General features: G+C 49.8%; 12 protein-coding genes. All 12 read right to left on the reverse strand.

Annotated elements, in window-relative coordinates; genetic code table 11:
- Positions 1-20 precede the first annotated feature (20 nt).
- Positions 21-785, reverse strand: a complete 765-nt coding sequence (locus HMPREF9469_RS22575) for a class B sortase (protein ID WP_007867315.1) — start codon at positions 783-785, stop codon at positions 21-23.
- Complete coding sequence (locus HMPREF9469_RS22580; RefSeq protein WP_007867317.1) at positions 785-2,419, reverse strand: BsaA family SipW-dependent biofilm matrix protein; 1,635 nt, start codon at positions 2,417-2,419, stop codon at positions 785-787. The genes HMPREF9469_RS22575 and HMPREF9469_RS22580 overlap by 1 nt, the downstream gene beginning before the upstream one ends.
- 50 nt (positions 2,420-2,469) lie before the next feature.
- Complete coding sequence (locus tag HMPREF9469_RS22585; protein WP_007867320.1) at positions 2,470-2,967, reverse strand: signal peptidase I; 498 nt, start codon at positions 2,965-2,967, stop codon at positions 2,470-2,472.
- Between the two features lie 15 nt (positions 2,968-2,982).
- Positions 2,983-3,918 carry a BsaA family SipW-dependent biofilm matrix protein gene (locus tag HMPREF9469_RS22590; RefSeq protein WP_007867322.1) on the reverse strand — a complete coding sequence of 312 codons (936 nt, stop codon included), beginning with the start codon at positions 3,916-3,918 and terminating at the stop codon, positions 2,983-2,985.
- Between the two features lie 116 nt (positions 3,919-4,034).
- The gene (locus tag HMPREF9469_RS22595) at positions 4,035-5,000 is read right to left on the reverse strand and encodes a BsaA family SipW-dependent biofilm matrix protein (protein ID WP_007867325.1); all 966 of its coding nucleotides are present in this window, start codon (positions 4,998-5,000) and stop codon (positions 4,035-4,037) included.
- A 17-nt stretch (positions 5,001-5,017) separates the two neighbouring features.
- On the reverse strand, positions 5,018-5,761 hold the full coding sequence (locus HMPREF9469_RS22600; protein ID WP_007867328.1) for a BsaA family SipW-dependent biofilm matrix protein: 744 nt from the start codon (positions 5,759-5,761) through the stop codon (positions 5,018-5,020).
- A gap of 12 nt (positions 5,762-5,773) precedes the next feature.
- Positions 5,774-6,433: a hypothetical protein gene (locus HMPREF9469_RS22605; protein ID WP_007867333.1), complete on the reverse strand. Its 660-nt coding sequence runs from the start codon at positions 6,431-6,433 to the stop codon at positions 5,774-5,776.
- Positions 6,426-11,540 carry a Cna B-type domain-containing protein gene (locus HMPREF9469_RS22610; RefSeq protein ID WP_007867335.1) on the reverse strand — a complete coding sequence of 1,705 codons (5,115 nt, stop codon included), beginning with the start codon at positions 11,538-11,540 and terminating at the stop codon, positions 6,426-6,428. Before HMPREF9469_RS22610 ends, HMPREF9469_RS22605 begins: the two co-directional genes overlap by 8 nt.
- Positions 11,541-11,720: 180 nt before the next feature.
- Complete coding sequence (locus HMPREF9469_RS22615; protein WP_007867337.1) at positions 11,721-12,968, reverse strand: bacterial transcriptional activator domain-containing protein; 1,248 nt, start codon at positions 12,966-12,968, stop codon at positions 11,721-11,723.
- A 64-nt stretch (positions 12,969-13,032) separates the two neighbouring features.
- The gene (locus HMPREF9469_RS22620; RefSeq protein WP_007867340.1) at positions 13,033-13,539 is read right to left on the reverse strand and encodes a hypothetical protein; all 507 of its coding nucleotides are present in this window, start codon (positions 13,537-13,539) and stop codon (positions 13,033-13,035) included.
- A 278-nt stretch (positions 13,540-13,817) separates the two neighbouring features.
- The gene (locus HMPREF9469_RS22625) at positions 13,818-14,690 is read right to left on the reverse strand and encodes a tyrosine-type recombinase/integrase (RefSeq protein WP_007867341.1); all 873 of its coding nucleotides are present in this window, start codon (positions 14,688-14,690) and stop codon (positions 13,818-13,820) included.
- 350 nt (positions 14,691-15,040) lie between these two features.
- A complete protein-coding gene (locus tag HMPREF9469_RS22635) occupies positions 15,041-15,679 on the reverse strand; it encodes an orotate phosphoribosyltransferase (RefSeq protein WP_007867344.1) in 639 nt (212 codons plus the stop codon).
- Positions 15,680-15,997: the final 318 nt, after the last annotated feature.

Here is a 15,997-nt window from a genome sequence, read left to right on the forward strand (position 1 = left end):
GGGCCTCTCCCTTTTATCTGTCATTCTATCCGCTTTGCATCCGCCTCTATTGCCAGCCGTTCCTCATTTTTCCCGGCCACACAGGTCACCAGTGTGACCCCGGCATCTCGGTCCGCTTTGCCACTTTCGTCTGCTTTGCCACTTTCACCTGTTTCCTCCTCTTTATCCCGCATGTTGGAAAAAAAGTCGGTCTGCGCAGGGATCCTGCGGCGGTCCGTAATATGGCACAGGAAATTATCCCCCTCTGCCGTGTACAGGTAAAAGGAGGCGTGTTCCCTATAATATTCATTATCCCAGTAACGCTTCAGGGAACCGAACATGGAACCGTTTTTCATGTTATGTCCATAGAGGACCGTGTTCCCGCCCTCTGAGGGCAGACTGCTTCTGTAATCCATGAAAATGCATCCGGCCCCGTTATATGCACCGGAAAATGTCCTGGTCAGGTAATAGGAATTGTCCTCACCCCGGGTCACAGGATAGCTTACCGGCGTCCCGGGAATGTGGATCCATGCAATGATATGGGGATTCAGCTTTTTAAGGGCCTCAAAATCAACGGCCAGCATGGGCTCCTGCTCCCCGGCGGGCAGGCTGCCCGGAGACTGGGGAGCAGGTTCCTGTCCGGAAGCCTTGGCTGTATACTGCCGAAGCTCCCCGTACTCCTTTTCCCCTTTCCTGTATTCATACAGGGAACGGCACAGCAGTCCCGCGGACACCAGAAAGATTGCCAGGACTGAAAGGATGGACAATGTCAGGACGGTACGCCTGATCCCCTGCTTTTTGACCATCACACCTGATCCTCTTTCCTGCGAGTCCTGAACCACAGAACCCCCAGGGCTGACAGCAGAAGGAAACTGACCGCGGTCATGGCTCCCAGCATAAGCAGCGGGGTGGTGTCCCCTGTTTTTGGAAGTGCTGCCAACGGGATCTCAGGATCAGGGATCATGACAGCCTGGGGAACCTCTGTGTCATCAATGGTGGTTACGCTTCTTCGGCCTCCGCCGCCTCCGCCGCCACCACCACCTCCTCCGCCATTATCTGAGAATGTCTGGATCATAAATTCCCAGTCGATCTTGGCCAGCTGGTCGGCATAGACGCACGCTCCCGTTACCGGGTCACAGGTAATGGATGGATCCAGCTGCAGCTCCACCTGGATTTCCTCGGATGTACCACTTTTCAGATAACACAGGGGGATCAGTTCCTGGAGATTCTCACCTTCCCCGTATCTGGCGCCGGTCACCTTTCCTTCATAGAGGACACTGCCCTGGAATATGACTTTCATGGTGATCTTTTCCAGGAGCTCGTCTTTTATCTGCTCCTGCTCTCTTGGATCGATCCGCATATAGACTCTGGCAGTCTGGTTGGATGTGGTATTCTCCACCTTCAGGCGGTCTTTGTAAATACCTCCCGGAACCATGTCCGTAAAACTCATAAACCAGTTCCCTTCCTCCTCCCCGGTCCCTGAGCGGTAAGGTACATACTCAAGCCTCTGGCTTCCCCGGTTGTAGACCAGGGTCAGCTTCTTTTCCAGGCCTGAGGCGTCATAGACGCCGGGATCCGCCACCTGATCGGCCAGGTAGCGGATCACTTCCTGGTTAAACCCGCCGGTGAACGTATGCTCCACCGCCGCCTTGGTGGCCTGCACCGTGGTGGCCTTTATATCCATGGTATATCTGCTGCTGTCATACCCGTATTTGGCATTGGTGCGGGTCACGGTAATCTGCTTGTAACCATCCTCTGTCTTCTCATAATAGGTGTCTTTTCCCGTTATGGTGTTCTCCAGAAGGGGGTTCATGGTCACGCTTTCCAAAAACACCGGCGAGTCTTCCCCCGGCTGTATCACCCCTATGTAATACAATATATAATTTCCTGTCTCAGACGGCTCCTCATCCACCAGGAGCCACTTTCCCCTGGCATCCTCCACCTTGTCTGCATAGGGCAAATTCAGGCGTATGCCGGCATCCTGAGCCATTCCGGACCGGAGCACCATAACGGCTTCTTTATTAAATGCAGGAATTGCCGCATACTGGCGCTCTCCCTGGTCTGTTACAAAGTCAGGGGGCAGCGCTTCCCCCTCAAGGGGAGGGACCGCTGTCTCATTGCCATTCTGATCCAGGACGTAAACATTTTCCCGCCTGATCCAGCTCTGGTGGATCTCCACCCTGGCAATGGCGGGCACACCGCTCTCCAGGCTGCCGTCCTCTGCTTTCAGGTTGTTGGATACCCATACCTGCTTTTGTGTGGTTATACCTGGCTGCCAGTCATCCGGCTGGCGGAAATGCTCCTCAAGGCTGGTTTTGTACCTGGGAACCCTGTATTCATTGCCGGTCCGTATTACCTGGGACCACGCCGCCCAGGTAGTTCCCACCGATGCAGCCGCCAGAACTGCCAGGCCCAATAACATGATCTTGCCTTTTTTCATAACATCAATCTCCTGTCCAAACGGATTACAGCTCTGCTTCCAACAGGCGTTTATGCCTTTTCCTCCCGCTTCTTTCCCGGGCAGATAAAATCAAGTAATATCCCAATCACCAGGATCCCTCCCATGACCCCAATTGCCTGGGGTGTCCTGCCGCAGGTGACAAAGTATCCGGCATAGGGGATCTTCACATCAGCCGCCCTGCCTGCCACTCGGTCATATGAAACCGGGTTGGGGTCCGCAGTCTCATTGGCATCTCCCTTAGTGATAAAATCACGGCTCAGCTCCTGTTTTTCCACCACCCTGTGGGTGACCAGCGAGCCATCCTCACCTGCATGGAAGGTGATGGGGTCTCCCTCCTGAATCTGCTCAAAGGCGGCCCCTTTATAGTAGATCACACTCCCAACAGGAAAGGCGGGCTCCATACTTCCGCTGAGCACCACCACCGGCCGGTAACCGGCCAGCATGGGCGCTGCGATCAGAAGGTACCCCACAATGCACAGATACACGGGCCATGAAAGGATATTAAACAATTGTTTCAGAACGTTCATTCATCAGCCTCTGTATTATGGTGTAACGGTTTTATTCTCAAGATTCACGCCGTCCTCTGCATTAACCTGTACATTGGTCAATGCAGTGATATCGAAATCTTTCCAGGAATCGTTTACTGCATCAGCGGTGGCCTGGACAAACTCAGAGGTAACGGTCAGTGTGTAGTTGGAATCCCCGTAGCCCTTCTTATTGCTGTCCAAATTGGATTCGGATTTGCGGAACAGGCTCTCTCCCTCAGGAATAGACGTGACAGCTGCCAGGTCGCGTATATCTTTAAGGCCGTCATTATTCTCATCACTAACCTGGGTCCAGTCGATCAATGTCCAGGCACTGGTATTATCCAGATCCGGCTGTGTTGCCGCAACGGCATAGTACTCTTTTGTCTCATAGTGGCCAAGGTCGATATCCGTGGCCATGGTCAGCCCTTCCAACAGGTGGGTGGTGCTGGACTTATCTGATCCCTTTTTCTCCAGAACGCCGTTCCAGTACCAGTATCCGTCCCCTCCATCGATCCAGCCGTCATTGGTCAGGATGTTCTTATGTACCACGGTGCCGTCTTCTGCGGGTGCCAGGCCATCGGTGTCATTAACCTGGTCTGCGTCAAAGATTCCGCCGGCATAGGTCCCGTTGTCAAACAATTCCGATTCGCTCAATATGGTTTTGTAGGGATCCGTTTCTCCCTTGTAGGACCAGTTTTCTTTCATGCTTACCCTGACAAGGACGGGATAATCTCCGGTATTCTCCGCCCCTACATTCTTATCCCACTTAGCGCCCGGCTTTAAATCTTCCGTTGGCGGCGTGTAATCCTCCACCAGCTGGGTGGTATATTTGCCCGTGCTCAACGGGTTATCCAGGGACGCCGTCTGTGAATAGTACGCAAATGTTCCTCCCACCAGGGCTAATGCTCCAAGCCCGATTCCTGCTGCTGCTTTCTTATTTAACTTCTTCATGTCTTTTCCTCCTGCTTTTTCATATTATTATGCTTTCATTTTGTTATATTGGTCCGTCCATCAAAAAACATAGGCGGCAATAACCTGTTTGATCATTCTTTTATGGACAGCTGAACTTACTTCTGGACCTCTGATTCGCTGATCAGCTTCCACTCACATCCAAGCTGCTTAAAATCAAAGACACCGCCTCCTCCAAAAACCGTGTTGACGGCCTGGTCCGTTGCCTGTACGGTCTGGGCTGCCACCACCAGGGTATAATCAGCGTCACTGTACCCGGCCAGCCTGGCATCTGTGAGATCAGTAACTGATTTCATAAAGGTTATCTGGCTTCCATCCGCTTTCAGGCGCTCATTCATTTCCCTGGTGGAAATGTAATCATATCCAAGAGGGCTGGACGCATTGCTGGCCGTGGCGAATTCCACCCAGTCGTTGCTTCCATTTTCAGGTCTTTGACCCGTGGTGGCATAATACCGGATCTCCTTGTAGGAACCCATATCCACATTTTCCGCCAGGGTCACTCCGTCAAGGAGCTTGGTTGTCTCCGCAATTTCATGGCTGCCATCCTCTTTCTCTACTGCGCCGGGAAGGACATACATATAGTAATAATATCCATCCGCCGGATTATAAACCCAGCCGCCGTCCGGCATCATGCTTTTAAATACCACTGAGTCATCCGCGTCAGGATCGGCAATTCCGTCTTCCGGGTCACCCTGGTAAACATTCTCAAATGCATTGTTGGCATTGGATGGGCTTCCAATGGCGACCGGCCGCTCCTTTTCCTGGGAGGTGTCTGTAAAATAAAATTCCTCTTGTCCTCTGACCCACTTTTCCTGGAATTTCACCCGCACTACCACGGGTAGGGTACCTGTGTTACGGATTGTCACATCTTTATTCACACTGGTTCCAGGCCCCCAGTTCTCACCCTCCGAAGGCTTAAACTCTTCAACCAGTTCCGTATCATATTTCCCTGTATCAAATATGTTGGCGGCTGTCAAAGTCTGGTTAAAGTAAGCAAATGTCCCGCCGATCCCGGCCACTGCCAGCATTGCGGCCACTGCTATCACTTTTCCATTTATTCTCATTCTCCTGTCCTCCTGTATCATTCACCGGCCCGGCTGCCCTGACTCCATGTCAGTACGCCGCTGCTGTCTTCCTGAACCACCATATTCCACTGTGACTGTACCCCCAGTGCCGAATCATGTTCCTCAACAGGAACCGCCTCTGCATGGAAGGTCAGTTTATAAATCTTATCACTGTAATCCACGTCATGCCGGTCATTTGACACTTCATCGCTTAAACTGATGCTCTCAAGGATACAGTCCGTGGTTTTCCCTGCCGGGAGGACCTGTTTATAATACCGGTAGCTCTTTCCGTTCTCATCCGTATATGACTTTGACCAGAACTCAGTCTCCATGTTCATATAATCTACATTTCCCTCTGCTTGGCCGGAATCGGTCCAGACTCCCGGATTCCAATGTTTGATCACATGATCCGTGTCGTAGCCAGCCTCCTTTTCAAGGATAACAGGCGGGCTGCTCCCCTGTCCCTTTTGGCACCAGCTCTCCTGTGGCGGTACTTCAACACGCAGGAACAGGTCCATTTCACCTGTGTTTTGGAACGAAACTTTTTTAATCACTGTCTCTCCGGGCAGGAACGAGCTCTCCGGGTCGAAAATTTCCACCATGGCCGCCCCGCTGTGGGAAGTTCCCAGGGGATTGGCCAGGGTCATCACATCACTGTAATATGCCAATGTGACTGCAAATGACAGGAGCAATATAACCAGTATCAGGAGACCGGCTGTCTTTTTGTTTTTCAGCCGTGTATGGATCTCTAATCGTTTCAAAACAACCACCTCCTAATTTTTTCCGGAATCAACATTCCAGTTAATACTGCATCCATATTTATTGTTGTCCCAGTTATCCGGCGTCACTGAAATGTCCCTGTCAAAAAGCCGCTGCACTGCCTTCAAGCTGACATTCCAGTCATCGCTGGACTGCACGATCTCCATTGTGAAATGGAATTTATACTCCGCATTTTGATACCTCTGGTCCTCTATCCCTGACAAATCTATAAAATCCACGCCCCGGACCAGCTTTTCCGTACTGCGGTCCTGGATGCCTGATACGGAACCGGGAAGCACCTTTTTGTAGTAATACCATCCATCCTCCCCGCTTTCCCAATTGCCGTCCAATGAAAGGCTGGGGACAGCCAAAGGCAGAGACTGGCCGGATGCATCCACTATATGATTAGGGAGAACCGTGCCATCCTGTGCAATCCATGACTGCGCAAATGCAACTCTTAAAAACACATCTGCCTCCCCATTATTTGTAAAAGAAACCTCCTTTGCCCCCTGGTCCAGGTTTTCTGTTATACCCCCTTCTACAACAGGCGTCTTTATGGGATTTTCCAGTTGCATGGAGTGGATGACCGCGGCGCCTGTTACTCCGGCTGCAATGGATAGGGATACCAGCACGATCATTGGCAGCAGCTTGGATAAGACCTTTCTTTTATCCATAAAGATCATCTCCTTTCTCCAGTTTTCTCTGGCCGCGCGCTACACCTCTGTCTTCAACAAACACCATGATGCAGTCCGAGGTAAAGGCCGATGCCATATACTGAGGATTGTCACTTCCATGATATTCTGTAAACGGGTTCTCCGGCCTGAAATCCGTTCCCTCCCCATTTGTAAATCCCTTTACATTGGTGACTGATGCGGTGTGATGGAAATAGCTCTCATGGTCAGGGGTGTTTGTAAGAATCACCAGGATATCGTCACCTGGTTTCACTGTAACTTTGTCCCCGTTCTCAGCTCCTGAGAGCGCGTCTGCCGGTTCGCTTTCCATACGTGACATGGTGTATTCCATTGGTACGATCTCCGCAATGGAAAAGATCTGCCCTTCCTTGGGAGGAATCACAAGGATTGCCCCGCTTTCCTCTCCATTTCCAAGAGCAGTCTGTGTATAGACAGCTCCCTTACTGTCCATGACCTGTATCACAAACTTGTAGGAAGAATCAATGGGTTCATTTTCAAGGCCGTTCTGTTCCACTGTCTTTTTGATCCTCAGTTTTGCCGCCAAAAGGGTATTGGTTATTTGAAACGGATTGGCGGATGTCCCCGTACCGCTGGAATCGTAGGATGCTGAATAAGAGTATCCGGAGGATAATACCGCCGTACTGCCATCCTCTATGGGCTGGCCAGCCTGGTCCAGTTCTCTCACCGTGTAAACATACGGCGGGGAGCTTCCATCGGCTTTTACAGGCAGGTCTTTCCAACCTGCTGTCCATTTGTTGGCATCGCTGAGTTTTACAGGTTCGCCAAAGGCCGCCCCATTCTGATACAGCTGGACCTCCAATATCTCAGGCCGCGTATGGTAGGCATTTTCATAATCCACCCATACTTTTTTCACTGCCAGGTCTTTCTGATTATAAGTATTGGTTATCACAGAGTGATCACTGCTGTAAGTGACAATATATTGTCCCTCACCAATCTGTACCGTGCTTCCGGCTTCCACCTTATTACCGGAAGAGTCAACCTCATAGGGAACATAGTTGATCTTTGTCCCTCCAGAATCATACCCCGGCAGATTCTGCCATGTGCCGTACCAGTTATTAGAGCTGTCCAGTGTGATAATGTCACCCGTCCTTGTACTTCCATCCTTAAACAATCCCACCTGAACAGAACCCTCTCCGGCACCACCGACCCACTGTTTCCTCACATTGATATCCGTGAGCCGGGTATTAGTGATGGTCATCCCATTGATGCTTGATGTATAACCAACAATTGTTCCTATTTCCTCTACGGTATAAACATGCTCCTCATTTGAATTTACTTCCTTATATTTGGGCAGGTTATCCCACGTATACTCCCAGCCATTGGAGGCCTCCAGCCTGACCGCACTACCGTAGGAAGCGCCATCTTGTTTCAGCTGGACATAGATATATTCAGGCCGTTTCTTATCCTCATTATTTCCATCCAGCCACAGCTTCCGGACCGTGCGGGAAACCGTCTCGGATTCCGGGGTTGGGATTGATGTGACGCTTGGGAGTGTGAATTTCATGTAACAGCAGGAACCGGTTCCTCCTCTCTCTATAAAGAAGACCGACATGGTATGTTTCTGGTTCTTATCGCTTAGAAGGCCCTTGTTCTGCATCCATGACTTCAGGTCCACATAAGCGCCTTCCGCGGAATGGATTCCTCCCAGATCAACGTCACTTACCAAATTGCCGTCCACATACAGCCAGAAATCATCATCTCCCCTGAAGTAATAGTCCATGGGCCCGGTGTAATCTCCCAGGACAAACTCAAAGTCATAGCGCATTCCAAAAAACCAGTTGTGGGTGATCCCCTTTTTGTTCACGTCCTCATCATTTTGAGGGAATCCGTAATGGTTATAGCCAAACAGAGGATCCCTGTTTTTTCCGTTAACCGCGTTGTTGTAACTGACACTGTCCATAGGCCAGAACAGGTTGGAATAAAGTTTTTTGGATCCGTTCCAGCTGTCACATGTATAGACGATCTGATCCAGGTTTTTCAAAAGTGTTTTTCCCGAACTGTCATATACGGATTCCAGTGTATAGGTGTCCCCCTGGCGTTCAAAACCCAGCTGATAGTTCGGCAGGTATTTCTTGGCATAATAGGTCACCTTTTTACCGTCCTTATATGTTTCACTGGTGGTGATATCCTGGGTTGCAAAAAGGCCCGGATCCTGATAATTAAACTTAATCGTATTGTCTGCGGCCAGGGTTTCTTTGGGAATCCCCGTCACCACGGAACCTGCATTGTTTGGCACCCCTGTATAACCATGGCGTATCTGTGCCTGGCCGTTTCCTCCGATCCCAACGCCGATGCGGGTGGAGCTGTTTCCCAGGGAGGTATTGTTCATTCCCACCTTGCTGGTGTTAAGGGTTCCATGGTTCCCATCCGTGGTCTTTCCTTCCACCGTAACATTATAATCGTGGAATCCCGTATATCCCTTAATGGTGCCCGAGGTAGGCACATAGTTGATTTTTATCTTATTGTTGGCCGCAGTGAGATAGATCTTCTGGTCTGTGGCATTTTCCGTAAAGGTCTGTCCATTGGGGTAATTCGCATTGGTTATGGTCACGCTTTTTACCGTATAATTACCGCCCAGGGCAACCTTACTCCAGTTGGAGACTGCAATAGAGTAATCCACCCCTGTGCCTGATCCATTGGGCAGGGTCAGGTTATCATCGCTGTATATTTTTACCTCCTGCTTTGCATACGTGCTTCCGCTTTGGGCTCCCGGATACAGTCTGTTCCCGGAGACAGATTCCTTTATTTTACCGCTATTGTCAAATGTCATCTTATCCAGCTGTGCCCAGTGTTCCACTGTCACAGGCACTTCTTTTGCCTCCGGCACGTTGACCACAATGTATATGGAAAAATGATCTGTTTCCATCACTACAGTTCCGTCAGATGCCACCGTGCTGTTCATCTCATTTGCTACAACCTGCGTTTCATCCAGATGGTAGACTTTGATCTCATCTCCTCCGGATTGGATCCGTTCACTGGGGTCTGCCGGTTCCTCCTGCCGGGACAACACCTGGATTGCACCCGGTACATCCGCCAGCGTGTTGGATGCAGCCGCAGGATCACGCTTTTCCAGCTCCAGATTTTTAAAGGCTACATTGATAGGGCCTACCGGTTCAACCTCAACCCCGTCCGCGTAGAGCTTTATATCCAGGGCTTTGTAGGATTGAATAGAGATCCCCTCCTCCTGAGACTTTTTCTCCAACGCCTCGTCCACCTGGGCCATATGCTCCTGCCCTACTTCGGAGACTCTCACAGCCATCTGGTCCGCCTCAGGAAAGGAATCCACTGGTCCGCTTACCGTAACGGCAGCATTCCCAATCCGGCCTTCCAGGGAGATCTCCCCGTCACCTGTTACAATCAGTGAGAATCCCTGGGTGGATTTGCAGGTTTTTCCTTTTATCTTGCTCTCCTGGGTAATCTTTCCAAAATAGATCCCGGGGCTCACATTCCCGGACACGCGGTACGAACAGATCAGCATATTCTCCCTTACATCATCCACCATTGCCTTTCTCACCTTAAAGCCGTTTAACTTGGCGTTGTACATTTCAATCCTGTAATTTACTTTCCCAAGGTCTACCGTATAATCTTCGCTTTCCTCCTCATCTGCATTTTTCCGGGTTTCCCCGGCATCTTTTGCAGCGGTATCTTTATGTTCATTTGAAGGATCTTCCGATTTTGATTCAATTACAACCACGGATTCAGACCCCATTTTTTCACTTTGGTCCTGCTCTGTCACCCCTGTCTCTGTCAAATCCCCTTGAGCGTGTTCTGATGACATGGTTGGTGCTGCTTCTGTGTCTGCCGCTTCTGTGTCTGCTGCTTCTGTTAGTCCTGACTCGTCTGACGCCTGGGCTGTGGTTTCCTCTGGATCTGTTGATCCTGCCTCCATGGATGCCTGTGTCTGGTTTTCCCCTGAATCAGTGGGTGAAGATTCTGTGGATTCCTGTGTCTCGGTTCCCCCTTGCTCGGCGGCCGCTTCCCCAGCGGAGGGCAGAGGAGTGGTTCCCTCAGTCTCCGTGGGTGCCTGTGTCTCGTTTTCCCCTGACACTGTCGGCAATGCCTCTGTGGTTTCCTCTGTCTGGTTTTCTCCCGAATCAGAGGGTGCCTGGGCCTCAGTTTCCCGGGGTATGCCCGGGCCTTCTTCCGTCATCTCTTGTACCGGCTTTGTGGGTATATCCGGCCGGGCCTGTGACGGCGTGGCAGGAAGTGCTTCTGATGGCGTAGCCGGTGGAACGACCGGAACAGCCTCTGACGGTGTAGCAGGAGCAATATCTGCCTCATCCTTAAAGGAATCTTCCAGGATTGCGTCAAAATCAAACATGGATGCACGGATTCCCATAGTGACCATCTCACCTGTTCCTATTCGGTTTCCATCTTGGAACTCAACGGAATCCATATTCAGATAATTGACCGTATATAAAAAATTCTCACGGACGCGTATTCTCTTTTCTTCACCTTTTCCATTAAACTGGAATTTTACCTGCTGGTTCCGTACCCCCTCGATATCTTCATCAATGGAAAATGTAAAACGTACTGAATAAATCTGCCCGGGAACCAGTTCGATCCCATCGATCCGCTCCAGCCCTTTTGTGCCATCCTCATTTTCCGGAATACCTGTTTCCAGTGTGCCATCATCCGCTATACTATCATCCGGTATGCCGGTATCAAATGCATCTTCTTCTGACTCCTCCAAAAGAAAAAACTCCGCCGAGTCCGCCTGAATCCCCTTTGCGCTATATGTCAGTGTGCCATCTGTGACCACAGTTCCCGTCTCATTCTTAAGATGAACATCCAAGCTGACCAGCCCCCCTGGGCGGAAGTCCCCCTCCTCCGAAAAAATGCTGATTACCACATCATCCTTTTTTGAATTTTTGAAACTGGCATTGCTGACCATGGCCTTGGAAAATTCGCCAAGCTCCGACAGATCCGTCTCCTCCCGGTAGAACCTGTCGCCATATTCTTCGGCAAATGCAATCCCGGAATTGCCCAGTATCAGTATGCTTACAATGGTAAACGCCAAAAAACCAGACGTTATCCTCTTCCAGCCCGCTTCCAATCTCCGATTCATCATTTACCTCCTGTATGTTCTGCAAACTCTTATATTTTTCTTAATCTAGGGCACTGTTCCTTAATGCTAATTTTATCAAAGGGGGGTATCCTGCATCCTGCCACATCCAATGCATTTTCCCAATTTTCTATGTGCGGCGCAAAAATATCGCCATCCCGCATTGCAATGGCGATAAAAGTTTTATTCCAGCATGGACTTTTCCAGTTCCTGGGTCATGGTCACATGGTACCACAATTCTCCCCGGCTGCCCGGCATCTTATTGTAGGCGGATTCGATCCGCTGAAATATGATACTGCAGGATTCCTTGTTGATCCTTGTGAGAAGGAGGATATAGTGGCGGTTTCCGTACCGTGTATACGCATCCCCTTTTCTCAGGGAACTGCCGATCACGTCCTTCAGCAGCTCCATCTGGTATATGCGGTTGTCCTGCCCTCTTCTTTTTTCCTGCTGCCCCAGGGTGAGGAACATCAGCACCGGGTTCAGGTCATGGCGCTCCCTGGCCCGAAGCAGCAGGCGGCAGTAGTCAATAAAGCTTGGATATGTACAGTAATACGCTCCCGTGATAACGCCTTCCTCAAATATGGCCCTGGTGATATCTCCTTCCCTGCCCATAAAATACCGGTCCGTTATGTGCCATGCCTGAATGCTCCGTTTATGTTTCCGTTCAAACAGTTCCAGGTCTTCAAAACACTTCTGCATCTCCTCCGCCGGCGGACTCCCCATCTCCCTTGCGTAGAGTTCCATGGTTCTGTTATAAATATCAATGGCCTCCTCATACCGGTACATTTCCAGGCAGCACCGTATCTGCTCTGTCTGCCAATTCTCAAAGGGATAGACGGCAGATGCCCTGGTGTAAAGCTTCAGCAGGTTCTGGTAGTCATTATTGGATTTAAACGCCTGCTCCAACTCCCGGATCGTCTGCACATATAGGCGTTTAAAAGATTCACTCTTCTCATAGAACCACATGTCGGACTGGTTCATGGGCAGCAGCTCTCCGTAATAGTTTTGATTGGCCTGAAGGAACAGCGCGGTCCGTTCACCTCCCCGGCTCCCCTCTGCCTTATGTACCAGTGTTTCAAAATAGGCCGCATCTAATTCAACCTTAAAGCTGCTCTTCCACCTGCATATCCCATCCTGTATAACTACATATTCCTCCTCCGGAAGGCCGGAGGCCGCCAGCTGTCCCTTGAGCCGGTAGCACAGATTGTTCAGGTTTTTATTGCGGTTGCCCGCGTCAGTCCCCTCGCTCCACCCATAGAGGAAATCCATGATCTCACTTTTTGCAATCCCCTGCTCTCCTGATAGCAGCAGCATCTGGAAAAGACGCACGGATTTAGCGTTGCCTGTTTTATGGAACAGTATGTGGTCCTCCCCATAACGCATTGTAAATTTACCCAGCATCTGTACACGCAGAATCTTACCGCCCATACGGTCCGCCTCCTTTATCATCATGTGCCGGAGCCATTGCCCTGAAAAGCTCCCTGCTCCTGGTTTACAGCTGTATCATGCTGATCATGCGCATCAGTTCCAGGGCGCTTCTGAAATTTACCACCTTGCCCTTGGTGATCTTTCCTCTGATGCTTCCCTGCAAACTGGAGAACTGTCTGTATTTCACATAGACGATCAGCACTTCCCTGGCCTTTAACGCCTGCTTAAAGGGAATCTGGTCCATGGTGTACGTCAGGTTGCTCCTGTCCGCCTGTGGATGATGGGAACCGGCTTCCCTGTAACGCCTTTCCGTCTCCATATTCAGGAAGCGCGGATCCGTTGTTGCATGAGGCATACCAACCCAGTTGCACATCTCATCCAGCTTCAGCACCATGTCTCCCACTCCGCTGAACCATATGGGTTCCTTAAGGTAGCAGCTGTAAATTTCCCCGCACACTTCCCCCTCCTCAGTTCCCTGAATACAGACCAGCATGGTGCTGGACCGGTCCGATACCACCAGCTCCTCAATGCGTTTCATGGCTTCTTCGTCCTGTATGATCTCACTGCCCATCTCTTCGTCCCCTTTACTTAAAGTACCTTGGCTTCTATTTACAACAGAATTCCTCTTTTGTTGTAAATTTCTCCTTTGTAACTGTCTCCTCATCCATTCAATCCCCCGGATCATCTGAGGGAACAATAAAATAAGCACAATAAACAGGCTGGAAAAAATTTGATTTAGACCAGCTTATTTATTGTGCCGATAATTCAAAAAAATGTATGAGGCAATCACATTTCTATGGCAAACATAAAAAATATGTAGTATAATAACTCCAAACGATATCCTTTTGTTTACAACAAAAGAGGAATTCTGTTGTAATGTTCTATGAGCAGCCCCATTCGTTCCAACTGTCTGACATGTTTTTCCCCGCTTTCCATTGTATAGATACGTGTCGTGTTGACACTGCTGTGCCCCAGTATGTCTGACAGCCGCAGCAGATCCTTTTCCTGGCTGTAGTACACCCTTGCAAAGAGGTGGCGCAGATTATGGGGAAATATCTTTTTCGGATCGATCCCTGCCTTTATTCCGATTTTTTTCATCTCACGCCATATATTGCTGCGGTCCATGGGCTTTCCGCTTCGTGTCACAAAAATGGCGCCGGACTGTATCTTCCTTTTCCCCGCATACTCCTTAAGAAGCCTGCACAGCTGCTGTGTGAGAAAGATGGTCCTGACCTTTCCTTTGCAGTCCACCTGTGCAATCTGATTTTCCACCGCATCCACCGTAATATAGGAAAGTTCCGATATTCGTATGCCTGTGGAGCACAGGGTCTGAAGCAAAAGGCATAGCCGCTCATTTCCATTTACACGCGCAGCCTCCACCAGCCGCAGGTATTCCTCACGTTTCAGTTCCTTTTGTCCGGAACAGAAGACCTGCTGCTTCACTTTTATAAACTTAACCAGACAGTCATTCCATTCCAAGTACCGGAAAAATCCATTGACAGCAGCCAGGGCGCCGTTAACGGTCACCGGCGACAGATTTCCCCTAAGTGTTTCCTTCCAGGCCATAACCCTTTCTTTGGTAACTGCTGACCCATCCATAAACTGTTCAAACTGGTTCAGATAATATCTGTATTTATAAATGGTTCCCTGGCTCATCTCATTATGCTGCAGCCAGAGACAGTATTCTTCGATCGTTCCGCCTGCAATTGTTCGTTTCAACATGTCCGTTCCTCCTACTAGATTGTTTAGTGTACTCTCGGAGTCTCCCCGGCACCCATCTTTGCGGCTGAGATTCCGAGAGTACACTTTATGTTTCTTATTTTGCCGGGTAAATATAGAAAAGGAAGCCCGTATAAGGCCTCCTTTTAGCTTGGTTTTTTATTTCGCAAATCATACTCCCATTTCTGTTTTTCCCGTACAAAAATAAATATAACATTTTATTGTAAAAAAAATCAAGCAGCGGATCCCCTTTGCAAAGGAAATGCAGCAGAAGGAACATGCCGGACAGATGTCCGGCACAATTGATACCCTCAGTGGACAAGGGTATGATTCCATATTATAATGCTTTATCCTTACAGGCTGGTATACCCGTAGGAATTCACCAGCGCCTCCAGCTTCCTGCCCTGTTTGCAGAACGGGCAGTCCCTGTAATCATAGAACGCATATTCCGGAACATCTCTTTTATTAAATATAGAAGTGATCTTATGCCCGTTTATCTCATCCAGAGCACTGAATATGGCCGTGATCCCTCTCAGAACCCCTCCATAATACAGGACAGACTCGATCCCCTTATTCAGGGCAAGCCCGGTTGTGACCGATGCGGTCAGCAGGATCACATTCTTGCCCCGTATCATGGGCAGGATATTTTCCTTAAATACCATCTGGCTGTTGCTGTTGTACTCCGGCGTCACAATGTAGATGGTTTTGTGGGCATTCATGGAGAGAACTCCGGCTCCGGTCAGCTCCTGAGCCAGAAAACTTCCGATCACCTGGGTTCCCTCCAGGCACACAATGGTGTCCACAACCGTGTCATAGAGGAACATTCCCATCAGGCTTTTGGCAATCTCCTGCGCCTCACTGAGCCTTGTCTTCAGAGTAGTCATATCAATGTAATAATTGATATGGGCATGATTGGTGGCAAAGTGTCCGGGTGTAACCTTAAGCGGTGCCTCACAGCCGGTTGTATGTATCTTCACATACTTGTTATCCATAAAAACGCCCCCTTTTCAGTGGTTCACAACATCGGTATCTATCTATTATTATACTAAAGAATCACGTCTGATACAAGGGTTGAGTGAATCCAGGGCATGAATCCAGAACATGCAGCCAGGTCATTGGCAACAGTGCCCAATGGAAAATCCCCTCCATGAAAGTGAACTGGAACTAAAGATCATTGAACTGTACAGCGTTTCCGGAAACCTGATCGGCCACGTCCCTGAAACAGGCGCCTTCCAGCACGCATCTCCCGGTTCGGCCGGGCCCTCGGCCAGGCCTTCAAATTCGCCTTGATGAGCCTGATTCTGGCAGCG

It is taken from the genome of [Clostridium] citroniae WAL-17108 (genome assembly GCF_000233455.1).
Lineage (GTDB): Bacteria > Bacillota > Clostridia > Lachnospirales > Lachnospiraceae > Enterocloster > Enterocloster citroniae.